Here is a 16,095-nt window from a genome sequence, read left to right as displayed (position 1 = left end):
GACCATCGATGGCAAGTAATTACAACAGCCGGACCTTCGATCGGCATAGCTACAGTGGTCGCGGCGCGCTTCGCAACAATTTGGCCATAAGGCGAAAAAAGGGGAGGGCGGCCCGATCGGCTGCCCTCCCGCAGGTTGCGCAAAATCAGAAAGCGAAGTCGTTGATCGTCAGGTCGACCGTGCCGTCCAGCTTGAGGAAGAGATCGGCCATGCCGTCGCCGTTGCGGTCCATTTCGATGACGGTCTGGCCGTTGCTCTGACCGTAGCGCAGTTCCCCCGCTGCGCCGGTGAAAGCGGCATCACCGATAAAGGCAAAACCCTGGTTTCCAGCGGTGGTCGTGTCTGCATCGACGGCGGCCAGATTGATCAGGTCTCCGCCCGACTGGGTAAAATCGGTGATGACGTCGGCGAGGGCCAGCGACGCGCCCAGGTCCCCGGCCGAGCCGAACACGAAGACATCGCTACCTCCGCCACCTGTGAGTTGGTCCGTGCCCGCGCCACCGGCAAGATTGTCTGCACCATACCCACCGGAAAGCCGGTCGTTGCCTGTCCCTCCGCGCAGAAAGTCTGCACCGTTGCCGCCTACGAGAAGGTCGTCGCCAGCTCCACCGAACAGACCATCGTCACCGTAGCCGCCGCCGAGATTGTCGTTTCCGTTTCCGCCTGCGATCGTGTCGTTCCCGTCGCCGCCGCGGAGCACATCGCTGCCTTCTCCGCCGTCGAGATCGTCGTTGCCGAAGCCTCCGATCAGCGTGTCGTTGCCGTCGTCGCCCCGCAGCGTGTCATTGCCTATTTCGCCGTCGAGATAGTCGTCGGCCTCGTTGCCCCGCAGCACATCGTCGCCTCGACCGCCGTAAAGGAAGTCGATCCCGAGACCGCCGTACAAGCTGTCGTTGCCGATGCCGCCATACAGAACGTCGGTTCCTTGGCCGCCGTTAAGGGTGTCATCGCCTTCTCCCCCGTAGAGGACATCGCGACCGTCGCTGCCGAACAGCTGGTCGTTATCGTAACCGCCATAGAGGTCATCGTTACCCGCACCGCCGTTGAGCCTGTCGCTGCCGTAATTGCCGATCAGCAAGTCCGCACCATCGTTTCCGAAGAGGGCATCGTGGCCATTGCCGCCGGTCAGCTCGTCATCGCCGAGGCCGCCGCTCAGCGTGTCGTCGCCATTGTTGCCGAACAACCGGTCATTGCCCCCGTTACCCTGGATCCGGTCGTTTCCGCGACGCCCTTCAATCAGGTCATTGCCCGCCCCGCCCAACAGTTCGTCGTTGCCGGCGCTGCCGAACAGGCTGTCATCGCCGCCGCGACCATCGAACAGCACGCCGTCGATACCTTCGTCGCGGTTCGGATCGACTTCGAAACGGTTCGCGGCATCCGTACCGATGACGACGGATTGGAAGCCGGACGCCGTCTGCACGATGACATTCTCGACGCCTTCGACATAGGTATAATGCCCGCGTGGGGTAATGGCATAGGCGGCGTTGAATTCCAGATCGACAAACATTCCGAAGGTGGTGCGCAGGGTGTCCACGCCGTCACCGCCATAGATGAAGGCGTCGGCATCTTCGCCGTAGCGCGGGAAGATATCGAACGTGTCGTTCCCCCCTTCGCCAAACGCGGTATCGCCGGCCCCGACATACATGAAGTCGTCGCCGCCACGGCCGAAGTAGGTGTCGGCGTTTTCGTAGCTGCCGAAGAAGGAGTCGGAATAGTCGCCTCCGACCAGCTCTACCGAGCGATCGTAATTCGGCAGGAAGAAGCTGTTCGACCCGTTGAGCGACCCGAAGATCTGATCCACGCCCAGCAATCTGTATCCGGCGACGTCGATTGCGTCGGTATCTTCACCGTCGAATGTCGAGGCGCGGAAGATCAGCCTTTCCGGGAAAATACCAACCGCAGTCGCATCGACGGTATCGTAACCGGAGCCGCCGTCGAGGAAGACTACATCGCCGCTGTCGTTCACTTCGGTAATGGTGAAATAGTCATCCGTCCCGTCGTCGACGATGGCGCCGATGACGAGTTGCAGGGGAACGGAGCCCGCCCGTTCCTCGATCCCGAACGCGCCGTTGGTCAACCTGATCGTGCCGTCGGAGAAGCCGTCACCGTCCTGGTCGACCTGGATCCAGGTTTCGTAGCCGACGATCTCGTAGCGGATCTCGGAGCCGGTTCCGGAGAACTCGGCATTACCGACGAAAACCGAATTGTACTGGCTGAAAAAGCTGAGGTCGATGATGTCTTCGGCCGAGAAATCGGTGATGAAGGTATAGTCGAGCCAAGCTGCTTCCGGGGCAAAAGCGAAGATGTCGGACCCGCCGCCGCCGGTGAAGTAATCGTAGCCGTCGAACCCTACCGTGCCGCCACTCTTGAAGAAGACGTCCGTCGCAGAACCACCGATGAAGGTATCGTCGCCGGCGCCGTCGAAGAACCGCACGCCGATCTGCGAAGCAGACGCGTCGACCAGCAGATGCGACCAGCTATTGAAGGTCGCAAGCACGCCGACCGTCTCGACATTGGTCAAGCTGGCGAGCTGGGCGTCGTAGCCCATCCATTGGCTGACTGTGGTCACGCCATTGGTGGTCGAAATCGTGATGGTGCCGCCTTCTTCCATCTGGTTGATGCGAACCGCATCAAAGCCGTCGCCGCCTTCAACTGTGTGGTTTTCTCCGCGCACTTGGAAGAAGTCGTTATAGGCGGATCCGGTGATCGAGCTGTTAGCTTCGAACATGCGGACGCTTAGCTGGTAATAGCGGCTGTCGAACCCGGTCGGGACGAAGGACGAGGCATCGAAGGTGACCATTTCCGGATTGAACGACAGGAACTCGAACGTTTCGATGCCGGCGAAATCGGTATTAACTCGGCCTGCGGAGTCGAAGAAATTCCCCGAGCCAAGAACGTAGCTGACCGGCCCGGTCGTGCCGGCGAAGTCTTCCATGACGAAACGCAGCGTATCGCGCCCCTCGCCGCCATCGATGTAGTCGTTGCCGCCCGAACCATAGATCAGGTCGTTGCCGCCCAGGCCGTAATAGCTCTCGTCGGCGTCCGTCCCGTCTTCGAACAGATCACTACCTTCGGTACCGTAAATCTCGATCATCTTCTGCGACCCCATACAAAGGAAGTCGCACGGATTGATCGGCGACCCGAGGAGGTCAAGCAAATCTGTAAAGGCAATATGCTATTACTTGAAGTGTGCTCCAACTGTCACAGAATACTCGAGGGGGCAGGGGTGATCGTCGCGTGCGAAAAGCTGAACCGGGTCAGAAAGCGAAATCGTTGACCGTCAGATCGACCTGCCCGTCGAGCACGATGCGCAGATCGGCGAATCCGTCGCCATCACGATCCATTGCAATGACGGTCTGGCCGTTCGAATGGGTAAAGCGCAATTCCCCTGCGGTCCGGCTGAAAGCCTGCCCTCCGATAAACGCAAACGCCTGGTTACCCTCGGTCGTCGTATCGGCGTCGATTGCAGTAAAGTTCATCAGGTCGCCGTCCGATTGCCGAAAATCGCGGATCAGATCGGTGGCTGCCCGGTCCAAGGCCAGATGATCGGCGCTGTCGAACCTGAAGACATCCGCACCGCCGCCCCCGACCAGGATGTCGCGACCGGCCCCGCCGCCGAGGTTGTCCGCGCCATAGCCGCCCTCGAGCGTGTCGTCCCCGCTGCCGCCGCGCAAGACATCTTCGCCATTGCCACCGAGCAGCAGGTCGTCGCCCGCGCCCCCGGCCAGAGTGTCGTTCCCGGCGCCGGCGTTGAGCTGATCGTGTCCGCCATCGCCAGTCATCGTATCGCCGCCATCGCCGCCGCGTAGCGTATCGTCGCCATCGCCGCCGAACATATAATCGCCGCCACCGGCACCCACCAATACGTCGGCGCCAATGCCGCCGTGCATCAGATCGTAGCCCCGGCCTCCATAGAGCGTATCGTTGCCATGGCCGCCGCGCATCGTGTCTACACCGTCGTCGCCGTACATCGTGTCGTCGTGCACGCCGCCGAACATCCGATCGTTTCCAAAACCGCCGCGCAGCAGGTCCTCACCGTCGTTGCCGATAAGCTGGTCGTCGCCACTTGCGCCGGTTACGGTGTCGTGACCGGCCCCGCCAATCAGCATGTCATCGCCGTCACCACCGGACAAGGAGTCGTCGCCCGCACCGCCGTCGAGGACATCGTTGCCGACATCGCCGAACAGACGATCTGCGCCACCTCTGCCATCGATCACATCGTGGCCGGAATCTCCGTATATCGTATTGGCGTCTTCTGAGCCGGTGAGCCGATCTGCGAAGCGAGAACCGGTAAGGTTCTCGATGTCTACCAAAGTATCACGGCCGGCGCCGAACGTGTCTTGCTGCACGGCACCCAATCCCAAGTCGACACGGACGCCTCTTGCGGCGTCCAGGTAAATGGCGGTGTCCGTCCCGGTGCCGCCATCGAGCAAGTCATCTCCACGGCCGCCTATCAGAGCGTCTGTTCCCCTACCTCCATAGAGGCTGTCGTTACCTAACCGGCCGTCGAGCGTATCTGCACCCGCGCTCCCGAAGATGCGGTCATTACCCGACCCTCCGTCAAGGTCGTCGTTCCCATCACTTCCGTACAGAGTCCCGCCTGCGCCATTGATCTCGAAATTCGAGAGGTCGATATCGCTATCGATCGCAAAGACGAGATCGCCGGAAGCAGTGGTGACGGTCACCTCGTTAAAGTGGAGGTAATGGACACCGGCCCCTGACGTGTCGCGGACGGTTCGCGTGCCCGTAAGCGAGATGTACTCCACATCCAGTGCGGTCAGATCGATAATATAGTTCGAGGCGTCGGACCTGCGCAACAAGTCGGCCGCCGCCGATGTGGAATCCTCGACCGAATTATAGACGATCCGGTTGAAGCCGAACTGCAGCGAGAACGTGTCGGCGCCAAGACCGCCGATCATCGTGTTGTATCCGCCGCTGCTGAAGATGGTATTGTGCCCGCTGTTTCCGATGAGCAGGTTATCCTGCTGATTGCCGCGAAGCCAAGTGTTGCCGGTACCTAGCAGCACACCGGTTTCGGTATTTGTCGGCAGACGAAACGAAGACCAGCCGCGCACTTCATCGATTCCTCCGGTGGCGGTTTCGAGGATAAGGTCAGAGGCTGCATCGACATAATAGATATCGTCTCCGTCGCCCCCGAACATTTGGTCCGAGCCAGCGCCCCCGTTCAGTATGTCGTGGCCGCTGGATCCGAAAAGGGCATCATTGCCACCGCCTCCGCGAATAGTGCCTCCGTCCGTAGCGATGTATAGCGCGTCGTCGCTCGCTCCACCTTGTACTTGCGAGTCTGCGGGACTGGTTATTATGTCCGCGCGCGACACGCTTCCCTCGATAAGAATTTCAAGCATGCCGGCGGGCGTCAGCGCCCGTAGCAGCGTTCCGGAACCGCTTCCCGAAAGGGTAAAGTTGTCCACGCCGAGGAGGCCGAGATCGATGACATCGCTGCCGCTCTCGAAGTCGGTAATGATATCGCGAGAAGCTGAAGTTGAATCCGACGCTGCGCGATAGAGGAAAACGTCTGCACCGGTGCCGCCAGACAGCCTGTCACTGCCGCCTCCGCCCGCGATGATATCCGATCCCTGCCCACCGTCGAGCCTGTCTTCCGCATCGCTACCGGACAGAAAATCGAACCCGTCGCCGCCAACAACGCGGCCGGATACGAAACCATTGCGGCCGCCATCGTAAACATCCGACCCCGCGCCCATATCGACCGAGCCCAGAAGGCGCGCCTCGTTGACAAACTGGTCGAGAAGAGGGCCGAGCGACATGTCGCCGCGCCAAAATCCGCCTCGGGCGTTATGGATCAGATTTACCCCGTTTACGGATATTTCGAGAGATCCTTCGACGTGGCCTGAATTGATCAGATCGATCGAGGAGCTGTAATTGCCCGAAAGAATGATCGCTCGATCGGCGACTATGGTCCCCGAATTGTCGAAGCTCATCTGACTGTAGAGATTTGTTGCGTTTGCGAAAAATCGAAACCCAACCGACTCCACCTGGTCGGTGTTCGAAATTACGTGCACAGTTCCTTGGTTGTCCACGTCGAAAGTGCCGCCGGCGCGAAAACCGATGATGCCGAGCGGATCGGCGGATTGACCATCGTAGTCCGATCCGCCTTCGACGTAGATTGTGCCGCGATTCACAAATCCAGGCCCGAAGCTCCTGGTCACGCCATAGGCGTCGAAGTTGGAAACAACTTCGACCAAGCCGTTGTTTTCGACCAGCCCGCTACTTCCGATTGCTCGCCCGACACCCCGTGCCGATGAGTATGGTCCATCGTGGGTCGCGGAGATCACGCCATTGTTCGTGCCATAACCACCTACCGCGATCAGGTCAGCGGAAACTCCATCGGCGTTGATCGCGGCGATCCGGCCATTATTGATGAGATATCCGTTCGGAGTTGTTGGTCCCACGGCCACGACTTGTGAACCATCGCCAGTCCCGCGGAGAAATATCGACCCGTTATTGGTGAAGTTCATCACGACGTCAGGGTCGTCGTTTCCGACCAAATATTCGATGTAACCTTCGTCGGCTGAAAATCGCACGAAAGAATTTGGGCCGATAAAGGTGTCGACAACGTCTCGCAGTAAAACCGGGGAATCGTAGTCGATCCAAGACTGGCCGGCCTCATCGCGACCGTTGATCTCGATGCCGATATTTGCATGATGAAGACGACCGTTCTGGCGATAAGTGATGACGAAGCGGTCGAGGGCGGTTTCGCCGTTTGAAAGCAGATTCGTGTCCGTATCGTAGTTGTCGAGCACGTAGGTAAAGCTGCCGTCGGCGTTCACCCGCAGTGAACCGAAAATACCGTCGAATTCGGCTCCGACATTTCCGTACCGTCGCCCTGCTATTGCAACGCCGACGACCTCAATTCCGGCAAGATCGCCTGTTGCGAGATTGCCTGTGATCGTGGTCGATGGTGAAGAATTACTCTCTCGAACCTCGCCAGCTGTAATCGTCATCGATTGGACCCCCCTGAGAATTGATACCTCTATGGGTTAGCGTGGTTTTTGACGCAATGCATGCTGATGATTTATTATGAAGATAGTTTGGAAGATTGAAAGGTGGGTCGGTTCGCTCAACCCGGACATCAGGGCAGCCGTGCCCTGCCGCTGGCACCCGTTGAGACCGTTTGCAGGGCGCGAGAGCATAATCTCAAGGTCGTCGATATCGACCTGCCGCGCGACAGGTTGACCGTGATCTCCGGGCTGTCGGGCTCGGGCATTCGAGCTTGGCGTTCCTCCCTCCGACGAAAGCGATCCATGGTGATAAGATGCACGGCTTACCGTGCGATGAGAAAGCGCAAAAAAGGGGGAGCGGGCGCCGCCCGCTCCCCCGGTAGTCACTTTGTCGAGATCAGAAGGCGAAGTCGTTGATCGTCAGGTCGATGGTGCCCTCAAGCGCGAGGAAGAGATCGGCCATGCCATCCCCGTCGCGGTCCATTTCGATCACTGTCTGACCATTGCCCTGAACGTAGCGCAGTTCGCCCGCGGTACCGCTGAAAGCGGCATCGCCGATGAAGGCGAATGCCTGTTCGCCGTCCATGGTCGTGTCTGCATCGAATTCATTGAAGCTGATGGTGTCGCCATCCGCCTGCGTGAAATCGGTGATGAGATCGGCCAGGTCCACGCTGCTTGCCAGATCCGCAGGATCATCGAAGAAGAACACGTCCGCGCCGGATCCTCCCGACATGACATCGCTGCCCAGACCGCCGGCGATGTTGTCCGAGCCCATTCCGCCGCGGATGACGTCGTCTCCGTCGCCGCCGCGAAGGGTGTCGTGGCCGTCGCCGCCTTCGACAAGGTCGTTGCCCGCACCGGCGAAGATACGGTCGTTGCCTTCTCCGCCCCCGAGATTGTCGGCACCAAACCCGCCGGTCAGCAGGTCGCTGCCGAGGCCGCCGCGCATGAAGTCGTCTCCATTGCCGCCCTCAAGCCGGTCGTCGCCCGATCCGCCGAACGCATTGTCGTTGCCATCGCCGCCCACCAGTACGTCGTTGCCTTCCTCGCCATAGAGGAAATCGTCCCCCTCATCGCCGAAGATCGTATCGTTGTCGGCGCGGCCATAAAGGTAGTCTGCGCCGAGGCCGCCGTGCATAAGGTCGTCGTCCTGCCCGCCATACAAGACGTCGACGCCCTGGCCGCCGTAAAGGCTATCCTGACCGGAACCGCCGCGGATCGTATCGCGGCCGTCTCCGCCGGCCAGCAAATCGTCGCCGAAGCCGCCGAACAGGCGGTCTTCGCCCGAATCGCCCTGGAGTGTATCGTTGCCGAAATTCCCGACGAGCAGATCGTCACCATGACCGCCGATCAGCAAATCGTCGCCGGCATTGCCGTAGAGGGCATCGTTCCCCCAGCCGCCGTCGACCTGATCATTGCCGTCGCCGCCGTAAACGGTGTCGTTGCCGGCGTTGGTAACGATGATGTCGTCCATGGCTGTGCCGCGAACGGTGATGTCCGCATCGAAATCGGTCACTGAGCCACCATTGGTGAAATCGACCCGGAGGGGCCCGGTGGCTGCCGATGCATCGAGCTCCGTCGTGCCACCGCTGCCGCCTGCGACCAGGTTACCGGCAACCACCGCAACATTTTCGACACTTGTCAGGGACACGAATTCGCCCGCGGTGCTGAAGATTCCGCCATCGGTATAGGTGAACGAATTGCTGCCGCTCAGATCGATCCGGATGAGAGCCGCGTCATCACCTGCACCGCCATCTGCCGTCGCCTGAGTGTTGGTGCCGGCGCCGATAAGGAAGGAAAACACATCGTCGCTGCTGCTGCCGACGAAAGTGTCGGACCCGCCACCGCTGATGAACTGGACACCTTCGCTACCGGAAAAGGCACTTGCGTCGGCACTATCGTTATTGGTGTCGACGATCATTCCTCCGACATTGGTGCCGAACCGCAGCACGATACCTTCGATGTTCGACATCGAGGTCTGCACGTCCGGTCCCAAAAGGCCGCCTTCACCGGTGCGGACGGATGAATTCGTGATCGTCACATCGCGGGGCGATCCTTCGTCGGCGTGCCGAACCGCACTGGTGAAGTCGAACATGAGATAATCGGTACCGGTGCCACCGTCGACGATATCGATTCCATCCGACCCGATGATCACGTCATCGCCCGAAAATGTCGAAATTACATCGAGACCTTGCGATCCGGCAGTATGATCGTTTCCAGCCGTTCCCGTACTAACGGGCAAGCCAATGGCAAGATCGATATTTATCAATCCTATTTCGAGGTCGAGATCGATAATTCCGAGATCGGCTTCAATGTCTATTAGGCTCATTGCAACTCTCCAGTTCCCCCGCCGATTTATTCGGTCGGTCAACGCTTTGACACGCTGTTTCTAGTAATCGGAGAATTGGCTATACCAATAGCCGAGGCAACATCGTAATAATTCGAAATTCGGTATTTATACCGTGAAAATACGTTATAATATTAACGGCAAATTAAGGCCATTCATTCGGCTTTTGCGGCAAGCAGCAATGCGCCGGCAAAGTTGCGCACGTCCAGCTTCTTTATGATGTTCGATCGATGCATCTCGATCGTCCTCACGCTCAAACCGAGTGAGTGCGCGACCGACTTTGCGCTTCGTCCGTTGCTCGACGCCTTCAACACGCTCAATTCGCGCGGCGTCAGCTGTGCCAGGGACATGAGATCCTGCTCGGCGAGTTCGGTCGATGGGGCGCGGGTCAACTTGTCGCGAGCCTCCTTGACGGCATCGACCATTTCCGCCTGCCGAAAGGGCTTTTCGAAGAAGTTTATCGCGCCTTCCTTCATGGCGTGAACTGCGTCGCTGACGCTGCAGGGCCCGCTCAGCAGGATGATCTCGTGGCCATTGTCGCAGTCGCTTTTCAATTTATGCAGCAGCGCCATGCCGTCGAGATCGGGCAGGCAGGTGTCCAGAATGATTAGGCCACGAGGAAGGTTTTCGCATTCGTTTAGAAATGGCCTGCCCTTATCGTACCATTGTACCTTCGGATGCATGTGAGCCACAACATCGCAAATATGTTCTTTTTCTCGCTCGTCTTGCTCAACAATGTAAATATACATAATACACCAGACATCTAAGTTTCAATCTTGTAGAATACAGTACTTCTACGGTACCTGTTACATCTAAGATTCAACTAAAACTGCGATTATCGGCGACGCTAGATAGCTTTTTTTATAATTGAGACCTCCAACAAACCTTCCGCCCGAATGGTTACTGAATGTTATATGCCGTAGCATGCATAGGCTTAGCTTTTGATATAGCGTTTTCCAAGCTGAATCTGAGGCTTTCGACCTGCCGAAGGACATGTTTGGTTGAATGCAAACCAAACCGTCAAGGGGCTGGAATTGTTCAACTGGAAGGCCCATCTGCCTGCCCATGGCACTCACCAAAATTTCCGTCCGCGGCGCGCGGGAGCATAATCTCAAGGGCGTCGATATCGACCTGCCGCGAGACAGCTTGATCGTCATCACGGGCCTGTCGGGCTCGGGCAAATCCAGTCTCGCTTTCGATACGATCTATGCCGAAGGTCAGCGGCGCTATGTCGAGAGCCTCAGCGCCTATGCGCGCCAGTTTCTCGAGATGATGCAGAAGCCCGATGTCGAACATATCGACGGGCTTTCTCCCGCAATCTCGATCGAGCAGAAAACCACCAGCCGCAATCCGCGTAGTACCGTAGCCACCGTCACCGAGATCTACGACTACATGCGCCTGCTGTGGGCGAGGGTGGGGGTGCCTTACAGCCCTGCCACCGGCCTGCCGATCGAGGCGCAAACGGTTTCCAACATGGTCGATCGGGTCATGGCCTTGCCCGAGGGCACGCGGCTCTATCTGCTCGCGCCGGTGGTGCGCGGGCGTAAGGGCGAATACCGCAAGGAGCTGGCCGAGTGGCAGAAGGCGGGCTTCACCCGCGTGAGCATCGACGGCGAGATGTACGCAATCGAGGAAGCGCCCGCGCTCGACAAGAAATTCAAGCACGACATCGAAGTGGTGGTCGACCGCCTCGCGGTGAAGGCCGGGCTGGAGACGCGGCTGGCGGACTCGTTTGAGACGGCGCTGAAGCTGGCGGACGGGCTGGCATATGTCGATCTCGCCGACACGACCGTGGCCGAGGCGCTGGCGGAGCGGCAGGATGTGCGCCCGGCGACCATTGGGCCGGACGCAGGCAAGGGCGGCGCAATGAAAGGCGCAGGCCTGCCAGACAATCGCATCGTCTTCTCCGAACGCTTCTCCTGCCCTGTCTCGGGCTTCACCATCGAGGAAGTCGAGCCGCGGCTGTTCTCCTTCAACGCGCCGCAGGGGGCCTGCCCGACCTGCGACGGGATCGGCGAGAAGCAGCTGTTCGACCCGCAACTGGTCGTGCCCAACGAGGCGCTCAGCCTGAAGAAGGGCGCGGTGGTCCCCTGGGCCAAGTCCAACCCGCCGAGCCCCTATTACATGCAGGTGCTCGCATCGCTTGCGAAGGAATACGAGTTCGATCTCACCACGCCGTGGGAAGATTTCGACAAGGAAATCCGCGAGATCATCCTCTACGGCACCAAGGGCCGCGCCATCCCGCTCACTTTCAAGGACGGGCGCAAGCAGTACACGGTGAAGAAGCCGTTCGAGGGCGTGATCGGTAACCTCAACCGCCGCATGCTGCAGACCGAGAGCGCCTGGATGCGCGAGGAGCTGGCCAAGTTCCAGACCGCGCAGCCGTGCGAGACCTGCGACGGCAAGCGCCTCAACGAGAAGGCGCTGGCGGTGAAGATCGCTGGCACCGACATCGCCACGCCGACGAAGATGAGCGTGGCTGATGCCAAGGACTATTTCCTGGGGCTCCCCGATGCGCTGAACGATACCCAGCAGCAGATCGCCAAGGCCATCCTGAAGGAGATCAACGAGCGGCTGGGCTTCCTCGACAATGTCGGGCTCGACTACCTCAATCTCGACCGCACCAGCGGCACGCTCAGCGGCGGGGAGAGCCAGCGCATCCGTCTCGCATCGCAGATCGGCAGCGGTCTCTCGGGCGTGCTCTACGTGCTCGACGAGCCCAGCATCGGCCTTCACCAGCGCGACAACGACCGGCTGCTGGAGACCCTCAAGCGCCTGCGCGATCTCGGCAATACGGTGATCGTTGTGGAGCATGACGAGGATGCCATCCGCACCGCCGACCACGTGGTCGACCTCGGCCCCGGCGCGGGCGTGCACGGCGGCGAAGTGGTGGCGCAGGGTACGCTCAAGCAGGTGCTGAAGTCGAAGAAGTCGCTCACCGCGGCCTACCTCACCGGACGGCGCGAGATTGCCGTCCCGAGCACCCGCCGCAAGGGCAACGGGCACGAACTCACCGTCCACGGCGCGCGGGCGAACAATCTCAACGACGTCACCGCCAGCCTGCCGCTCGGCACCTTCACCTGCATCACCGGCGTCTCGGGCTCGGGCAAGTCGTCCTTCACCATCGACACGCTATACGCCTCCGCAGCGCGCACACTGAATGGCGCACGCGTGGTCGCAGGCGCGCACGACAAGGTCACCGGCCTCGAATATTGCGACAAGGTGATCGAGATCGACCAGTCTCCCATCGGCCGCACCCCGCGATCGAACCCGGCGACCTACACCGGCGCCTTCACCCAGATCCGCGACTGGTTCGCCGGCCTCCCCGAAGCGCAGGCCCGCGGCTACAAGCCCGGCCGCTTCAGCTTCAACGTCAAGGGCGGCCGCTGCGAGGCGTGCCAGGGCGACGGCCTGATCAAGATCGAGATGCACTTCCTGCCCGACGTCTACGTCACCTGCGAGGAATGCGGCGGTAAGCGCTACAACCGCGAAACGCTGGAGGTGAAGTTCAAGGGCCTCTCCATCGCCGACGTGCTCGACATGACGATCGAGGATGCGGAAGGCTTCTTCAAGGCCGTCCCCCCGATCCGCGACAAGATGCACATGCTGAACGAGGTGGGGCTGGGCTACGTCAAGGTCGGCCAGCAGGCGACCACGCTGTCCGGGGGCGAGGCGCAGCGCGTGAAGCTCGCCAAGGAACTCAGCAAGCGCAGCACCGGGCAGACGCTCTACATCCTCGACGAGCCCACCACGGGCCTCCATTTCGAGGATGTCCGCAAGCTTCTCGAAGTGCTGCACCGGCTGGTGGAGCAGGGCAATTCGGTGGTCGTGATCGAGCACAATCTCGACGTCATCAAGACGGCCGACCACATCCTCGACCTCGGCCCCGGCGGCGGGGTGCGGGGCGGCGAGATCGTCGCTCAGGGCACGCCGGAAGATGTCGCGAAGGTCGATGCCTCCTACACCGGCCAGTACCTCGCCCCCATGCTCGAGCGTGCGGGCGAACGGGCCAAGGAACGCAACGGCGAGCGTACACGGGAAGCGGCGGAGTAGCGCGGGCGTTTCCGCTTCCCCCTTGCGCGCCCCCGGCCTAGGGTCGGGCGCAATCCAAGGGGAGAGAGCCATGAACCGCCTGAAATCCGCCGCCGCCACTGCCGTCGCCGCAGCCTCCGCCCTCGCGCTGTCGGCCTGCGCCACCTATGCCGAGCAAGACGCGCTGGACTTCGGCACGCGCCTGTCGGCCAGCCTCGACGGCGCCAACGAAGTCCCCCGCGTGGGCGATCCCGACGGCTCGGGCGACTTCCTCGTCGCGCTCAACCCGCAGGGCCGCATGTGCTACCAGATGGAAGCGCGCGGCACGGACCTCATCACCGCCGCCCATATCCACGAAGGCGCCGCGGGCGTTGCCGGAGGCGTCGTCACCCCGCTGATCACCCCGCAACTGGGCCAGCGCGCCAACGCCTGCACCGAGATCGACGCTGGGCTGGCCAAGCGCATCCTCGCCAACCCGGGCGGGTTTTACGTGAACCTGCACAATGAGGCGTATCCGGCTGGGGCGGTGAGGGGGCAGTTGATGGTGGTGGGGGCGGAGTAGGGCGGAGGCGTTACGCAAGACCTGGGAGAGCGACTTGATGAAGATCCGTCGCGGCTTCCACTCTGCCCGCAAAATCTGCAACTGCGTTATTAAAAGGGCACGGCCTGGCGCGAGCGCGAACCCGACGCCAACGAAACGCGCGAGCTGCACATGTGCTACGCGAAGCAGTGGGTGGAGTTGGGGGTGATGGGGAAGAATATCCGCTTATGATAATCTAATGAATTAGAAACATCCCGACAACTTCCTAAACGTTATACTGATTTCGGAAATTCTTTATTTTCGATGATCAGCATACCCAAAGCTAGAGCACCATCGTAATCTCGCTTTTCAACAGATGCGATGATGCGCGCCAACGCGACACTCCAGTCAGCATCAGCGATCTGATAAATTCGGCGCGACGGTTGCTCCGCAAGGATGACGAATGGCCGATCTTCCATATCGTTTAGTGCCTCTAAACCGTAAAATGAAAGCGCAGCGTCCAGCGAAACGATAGGTTTCTCTGGAGAATTTTTGGCGCAGTAAATTCGCGCTAGCATCAGAATCAAGCTGACCGCCCGAAGCGTTTTGTGCGGCTTTTTTGCGGGGTCGAAATCGAACGCCTTGAAAAAATATCTAGGCGAGAATGCCAAACCAGTTTCGAACGCCTCCATTTCGCCATCTTCGAAATCGTTCCGGAATAAAGCGGAAAACGCAATCAAGGCATCCCGGTCCGCAAGCAGGTCGAGTTCGGCTACCAATGGCGAGAAGCCCAATGATTTCAGCACCTGTACGTCTTCAAAACGCTCAACGCGCTGATCGATATGCCGCAACTCATGCAACAGGAAGATCGCGAGGATCATGTTACAAAGTGGAATAATCTGCCCGGGGTCAAGTTGTAGGTCTTCGTCTGAAATATCTTCGAATACGACTTCGAACGTACGCCAAAGCGGCGTTGCGTTCAGGGTGAGAGTGTCACCTTCGAGATTAAAAGCGCGATCACCTAACTCGGCGATCTCAACCCTGCGCACCGAGCGAAGCGCTTCAGCATACCGGTGCGCCGCGTCACTTTCGGGCTTTGTCTCTGCATAGCTACGAAGCCTGCCAATGCAGTTTTCAGCCCATTCTTGCAACGTACTAGCGGTGATTACAGTTACGTCATTATCAGGAGGCATCAGGCCCCTCCCTGCTTTTCGTCGCAGCCCCTCCCCTCTGGCCCCCAGACGAAATGTTGGAGATTGCGTTATTCGCGGTTAATTAGGCAAGCCTTTTAACGAATTGGCAGTCCTACTTCAAGGGTGCTAACGGGGTACAAACGTCAGTTCACCGTAAAATGCACACGGTTTATCGCCAATCTTTGATTCGCTGCATTGACTTAGGGACCCCAAAAGTCTTCCAGAACAATTAACCCATACATCTCACACAAACTGAATGTTTGACATCTTGGTGTTGCGGTCTGCGTTCAGCCGTGTCGTGTATCACATAGATGTCACAAGTGGAAACTCTGGAGAGAGTAATGTTCGATGTTGGTGCTAACGCCATGACCAATTTTCCCCACACTGATGAGCCGCGAAACGAAGATCGGGCAGAGGAGAAGCTACAATATACAATCAAGGGTATTGAGCGGCGGTCAGTCGATTTGATGCGTAGTGCCGCTAAGCAGGACGGAATGAAGATAGGTGCATGGGTGTCGCGCAGGATGCGTGAAGCGGCTCAGGCTAGCCTTGATGGTCGTGATTCTTCCTATTCAAAAGATATAACATCAGCTAGCCATGACAGCTCGAAAGAGTTATTAGATGCTATTAGGGCCCTTAGTCAAGAAATCGAGGCTGTTAAAGAAAATCAGAGATTGCTTATATCTGGATTGATCGCCGCCAAGGACTAGGCTTTTCTGCATCAATTGCGTTGCAAGGCATGACTTGTTCGTTTGACTTTGAAATATTGACGCAGCCGCCTCAGTCCGATGGGCTTCTCTCCTTCGGCATCTCACTAGGGCCATTTTGTTTCTCCTGAATTCAAAGCGGCAGGTGAACCATCGATTTCAGAGTTCTTTGGCTTCGCCCTCGAAGGCCGGGCGCGAGCCATCCGGCTCGCTTGGCTTCCTCGTATAATCTCGGGCGGCCGGTCGGCCTTGCCTCGCCTTCGGCTCGGTAATTTGCCAGCCAGCTAGTGTGGGATGGGAAGTTCTGTCCTACACC

8 protein-coding genes are annotated in these 16,095 nt (G+C 59.2%); 3 read left to right on the top strand and 5 right to left on the bottom strand.

The annotated features are described in order from the left end of the window. Positions 1-145: 145 nt before the first annotated feature. The 4 genes from Q9K02_RS10650 to Q9K02_RS10635 form a co-directional block, all read right to left on the bottom strand. Positions 146-3,094, bottom strand: coding sequence for a calcium-binding protein (locus tag Q9K02_RS10650; RefSeq protein ID WP_305932876.1), 2,949 nt, complete (start codon positions 3,092-3,094; stop codon positions 146-148). Positions 3,095-3,257: 163 nt separating this feature from the next. After that, positions 3,258-6,983 (bottom strand): M10 family metallopeptidase C-terminal domain-containing protein, encoded by a 3,726-nt coding sequence (locus tag Q9K02_RS10645; RefSeq protein ID WP_305932875.1) that lies wholly within the window; start codon positions 6,981-6,983, stop codon positions 3,258-3,260. A 394-nt stretch (positions 6,984-7,377) separates the two neighbouring features. Beyond that, positions 7,378-9,309 carry a calcium-binding protein gene (locus tag Q9K02_RS10640; protein WP_305932874.1) on the bottom strand — a complete coding sequence of 644 codons (1,932 nt, stop codon included), beginning with the start codon at positions 9,307-9,309 and terminating at the stop codon, positions 7,378-7,380. Positions 9,310-9,482: 173 nt separating this feature from the next. Then, positions 9,483-10,076: a response regulator transcription factor gene (locus Q9K02_RS10635; protein WP_305932873.1), complete on the bottom strand. Its 594-nt coding sequence runs from the start codon at positions 10,074-10,076 to the stop codon at positions 9,483-9,485. Positions 10,077-10,392: 316 nt separating this feature from the next. Here Q9K02_RS10635 and uvrA point away from each other — a divergent pair, with 316 nt between their 5' ends. Both uvrA and Q9K02_RS10625 read left to right on the top strand, forming a co-directional pair. Next, a complete protein-coding gene (uvrA, locus tag Q9K02_RS10630; protein WP_305932872.1) occupies positions 10,393-13,380 on the top strand; it encodes an excinuclease ABC subunit UvrA in 2,988 nt (995 codons plus the stop codon). Between the two features lie 70 nt (positions 13,381-13,450). Further along, positions 13,451-13,921, top strand: a complete 471-nt coding sequence (locus Q9K02_RS10625) for a CHRD domain-containing protein (RefSeq protein ID WP_305932871.1) — start codon at positions 13,451-13,453, stop codon at positions 13,919-13,921. Positions 13,922-14,172: 251 nt separating this feature from the next. Here Q9K02_RS10625 and Q9K02_RS10620 read toward each other — a convergent pair whose 3' ends face one another. Beyond that, positions 14,173-15,072, bottom strand: coding sequence for a hypothetical protein (locus Q9K02_RS10620; RefSeq protein WP_305932870.1), 900 nt, complete (start codon positions 15,070-15,072; stop codon positions 14,173-14,175). Between the two features lie 341 nt (positions 15,073-15,413). Between Q9K02_RS10620 and Q9K02_RS10615 the strand changes: the two genes are divergently transcribed. Next, positions 15,414-15,782, top strand: a complete 369-nt coding sequence (locus Q9K02_RS10615; protein WP_305932869.1) for a hypothetical protein — start codon at positions 15,414-15,416, stop codon at positions 15,780-15,782. The last annotated feature ends 313 nt before the right edge of the window (positions 15,783-16,095 follow it).

The sequence above is a fragment of the Qipengyuania profundimaris genome (assembly GCF_030717945.1).
GTDB lineage: Bacteria > Pseudomonadota > Alphaproteobacteria > Sphingomonadales > Sphingomonadaceae > Qipengyuania > Qipengyuania profundimaris.
The sequence above is the reverse complement of the archived record's forward strand: the minus strand, read 5'-3'. Positions and strand labels throughout refer to the sequence as shown.

What these genes read in the sequence shown, in the direction of transcription:
- Q9K02_RS10625 (WP_305932871.1), top strand. Translation starts at nt 13,451, where the DNA reads ATGAACCGCCTGAAATCCGCCGCCGCCACTGCCGTCGCCGCAGCCTCC.
- Q9K02_RS10620 (WP_305932870.1), bottom strand. Translation starts at nt 15,072, where the DNA reads ATGCCTCCTGATAATGACGTAACTGTAATCACCGCTAGTACGTTGCAA.
- uvrA (WP_305932872.1), top strand. Translation starts at nt 10,393, where the DNA reads ATGGCACTCACCAAAATTTCCGTCCGCGGCGCGCGGGAGCATAATCTC.
- Q9K02_RS10650 (WP_305932876.1), bottom strand. Translation starts at nt 3,094, where the DNA reads ATGATCGAGATTTACGGTACCGAAGGTAGTGATCTGTTCGAAGACGGG.
- Q9K02_RS10640 (WP_305932874.1), bottom strand. Translation starts at nt 9,309, where the DNA reads ATGAGCCTAATAGACATTGAAGCCGATCTCGGAATTATCGATCTCGAC.
- Q9K02_RS10615 (WP_305932869.1), top strand. Translation starts at nt 15,414, where the DNA reads ATGTTCGATGTTGGTGCTAACGCCATGACCAATTTTCCCCACACTGAT.
- Q9K02_RS10635 (WP_305932873.1), bottom strand. Translation starts at nt 10,076, where the DNA reads ATGTATATTTACATTGTTGAGCAAGACGAGCGAGAAAAAGAACATATT.
- Q9K02_RS10645 (WP_305932875.1), bottom strand. Translation starts at nt 6,983, where the DNA reads ATGACGATTACAGCTGGCGAGGTTCGAGAGAGTAATTCTTCACCATCG.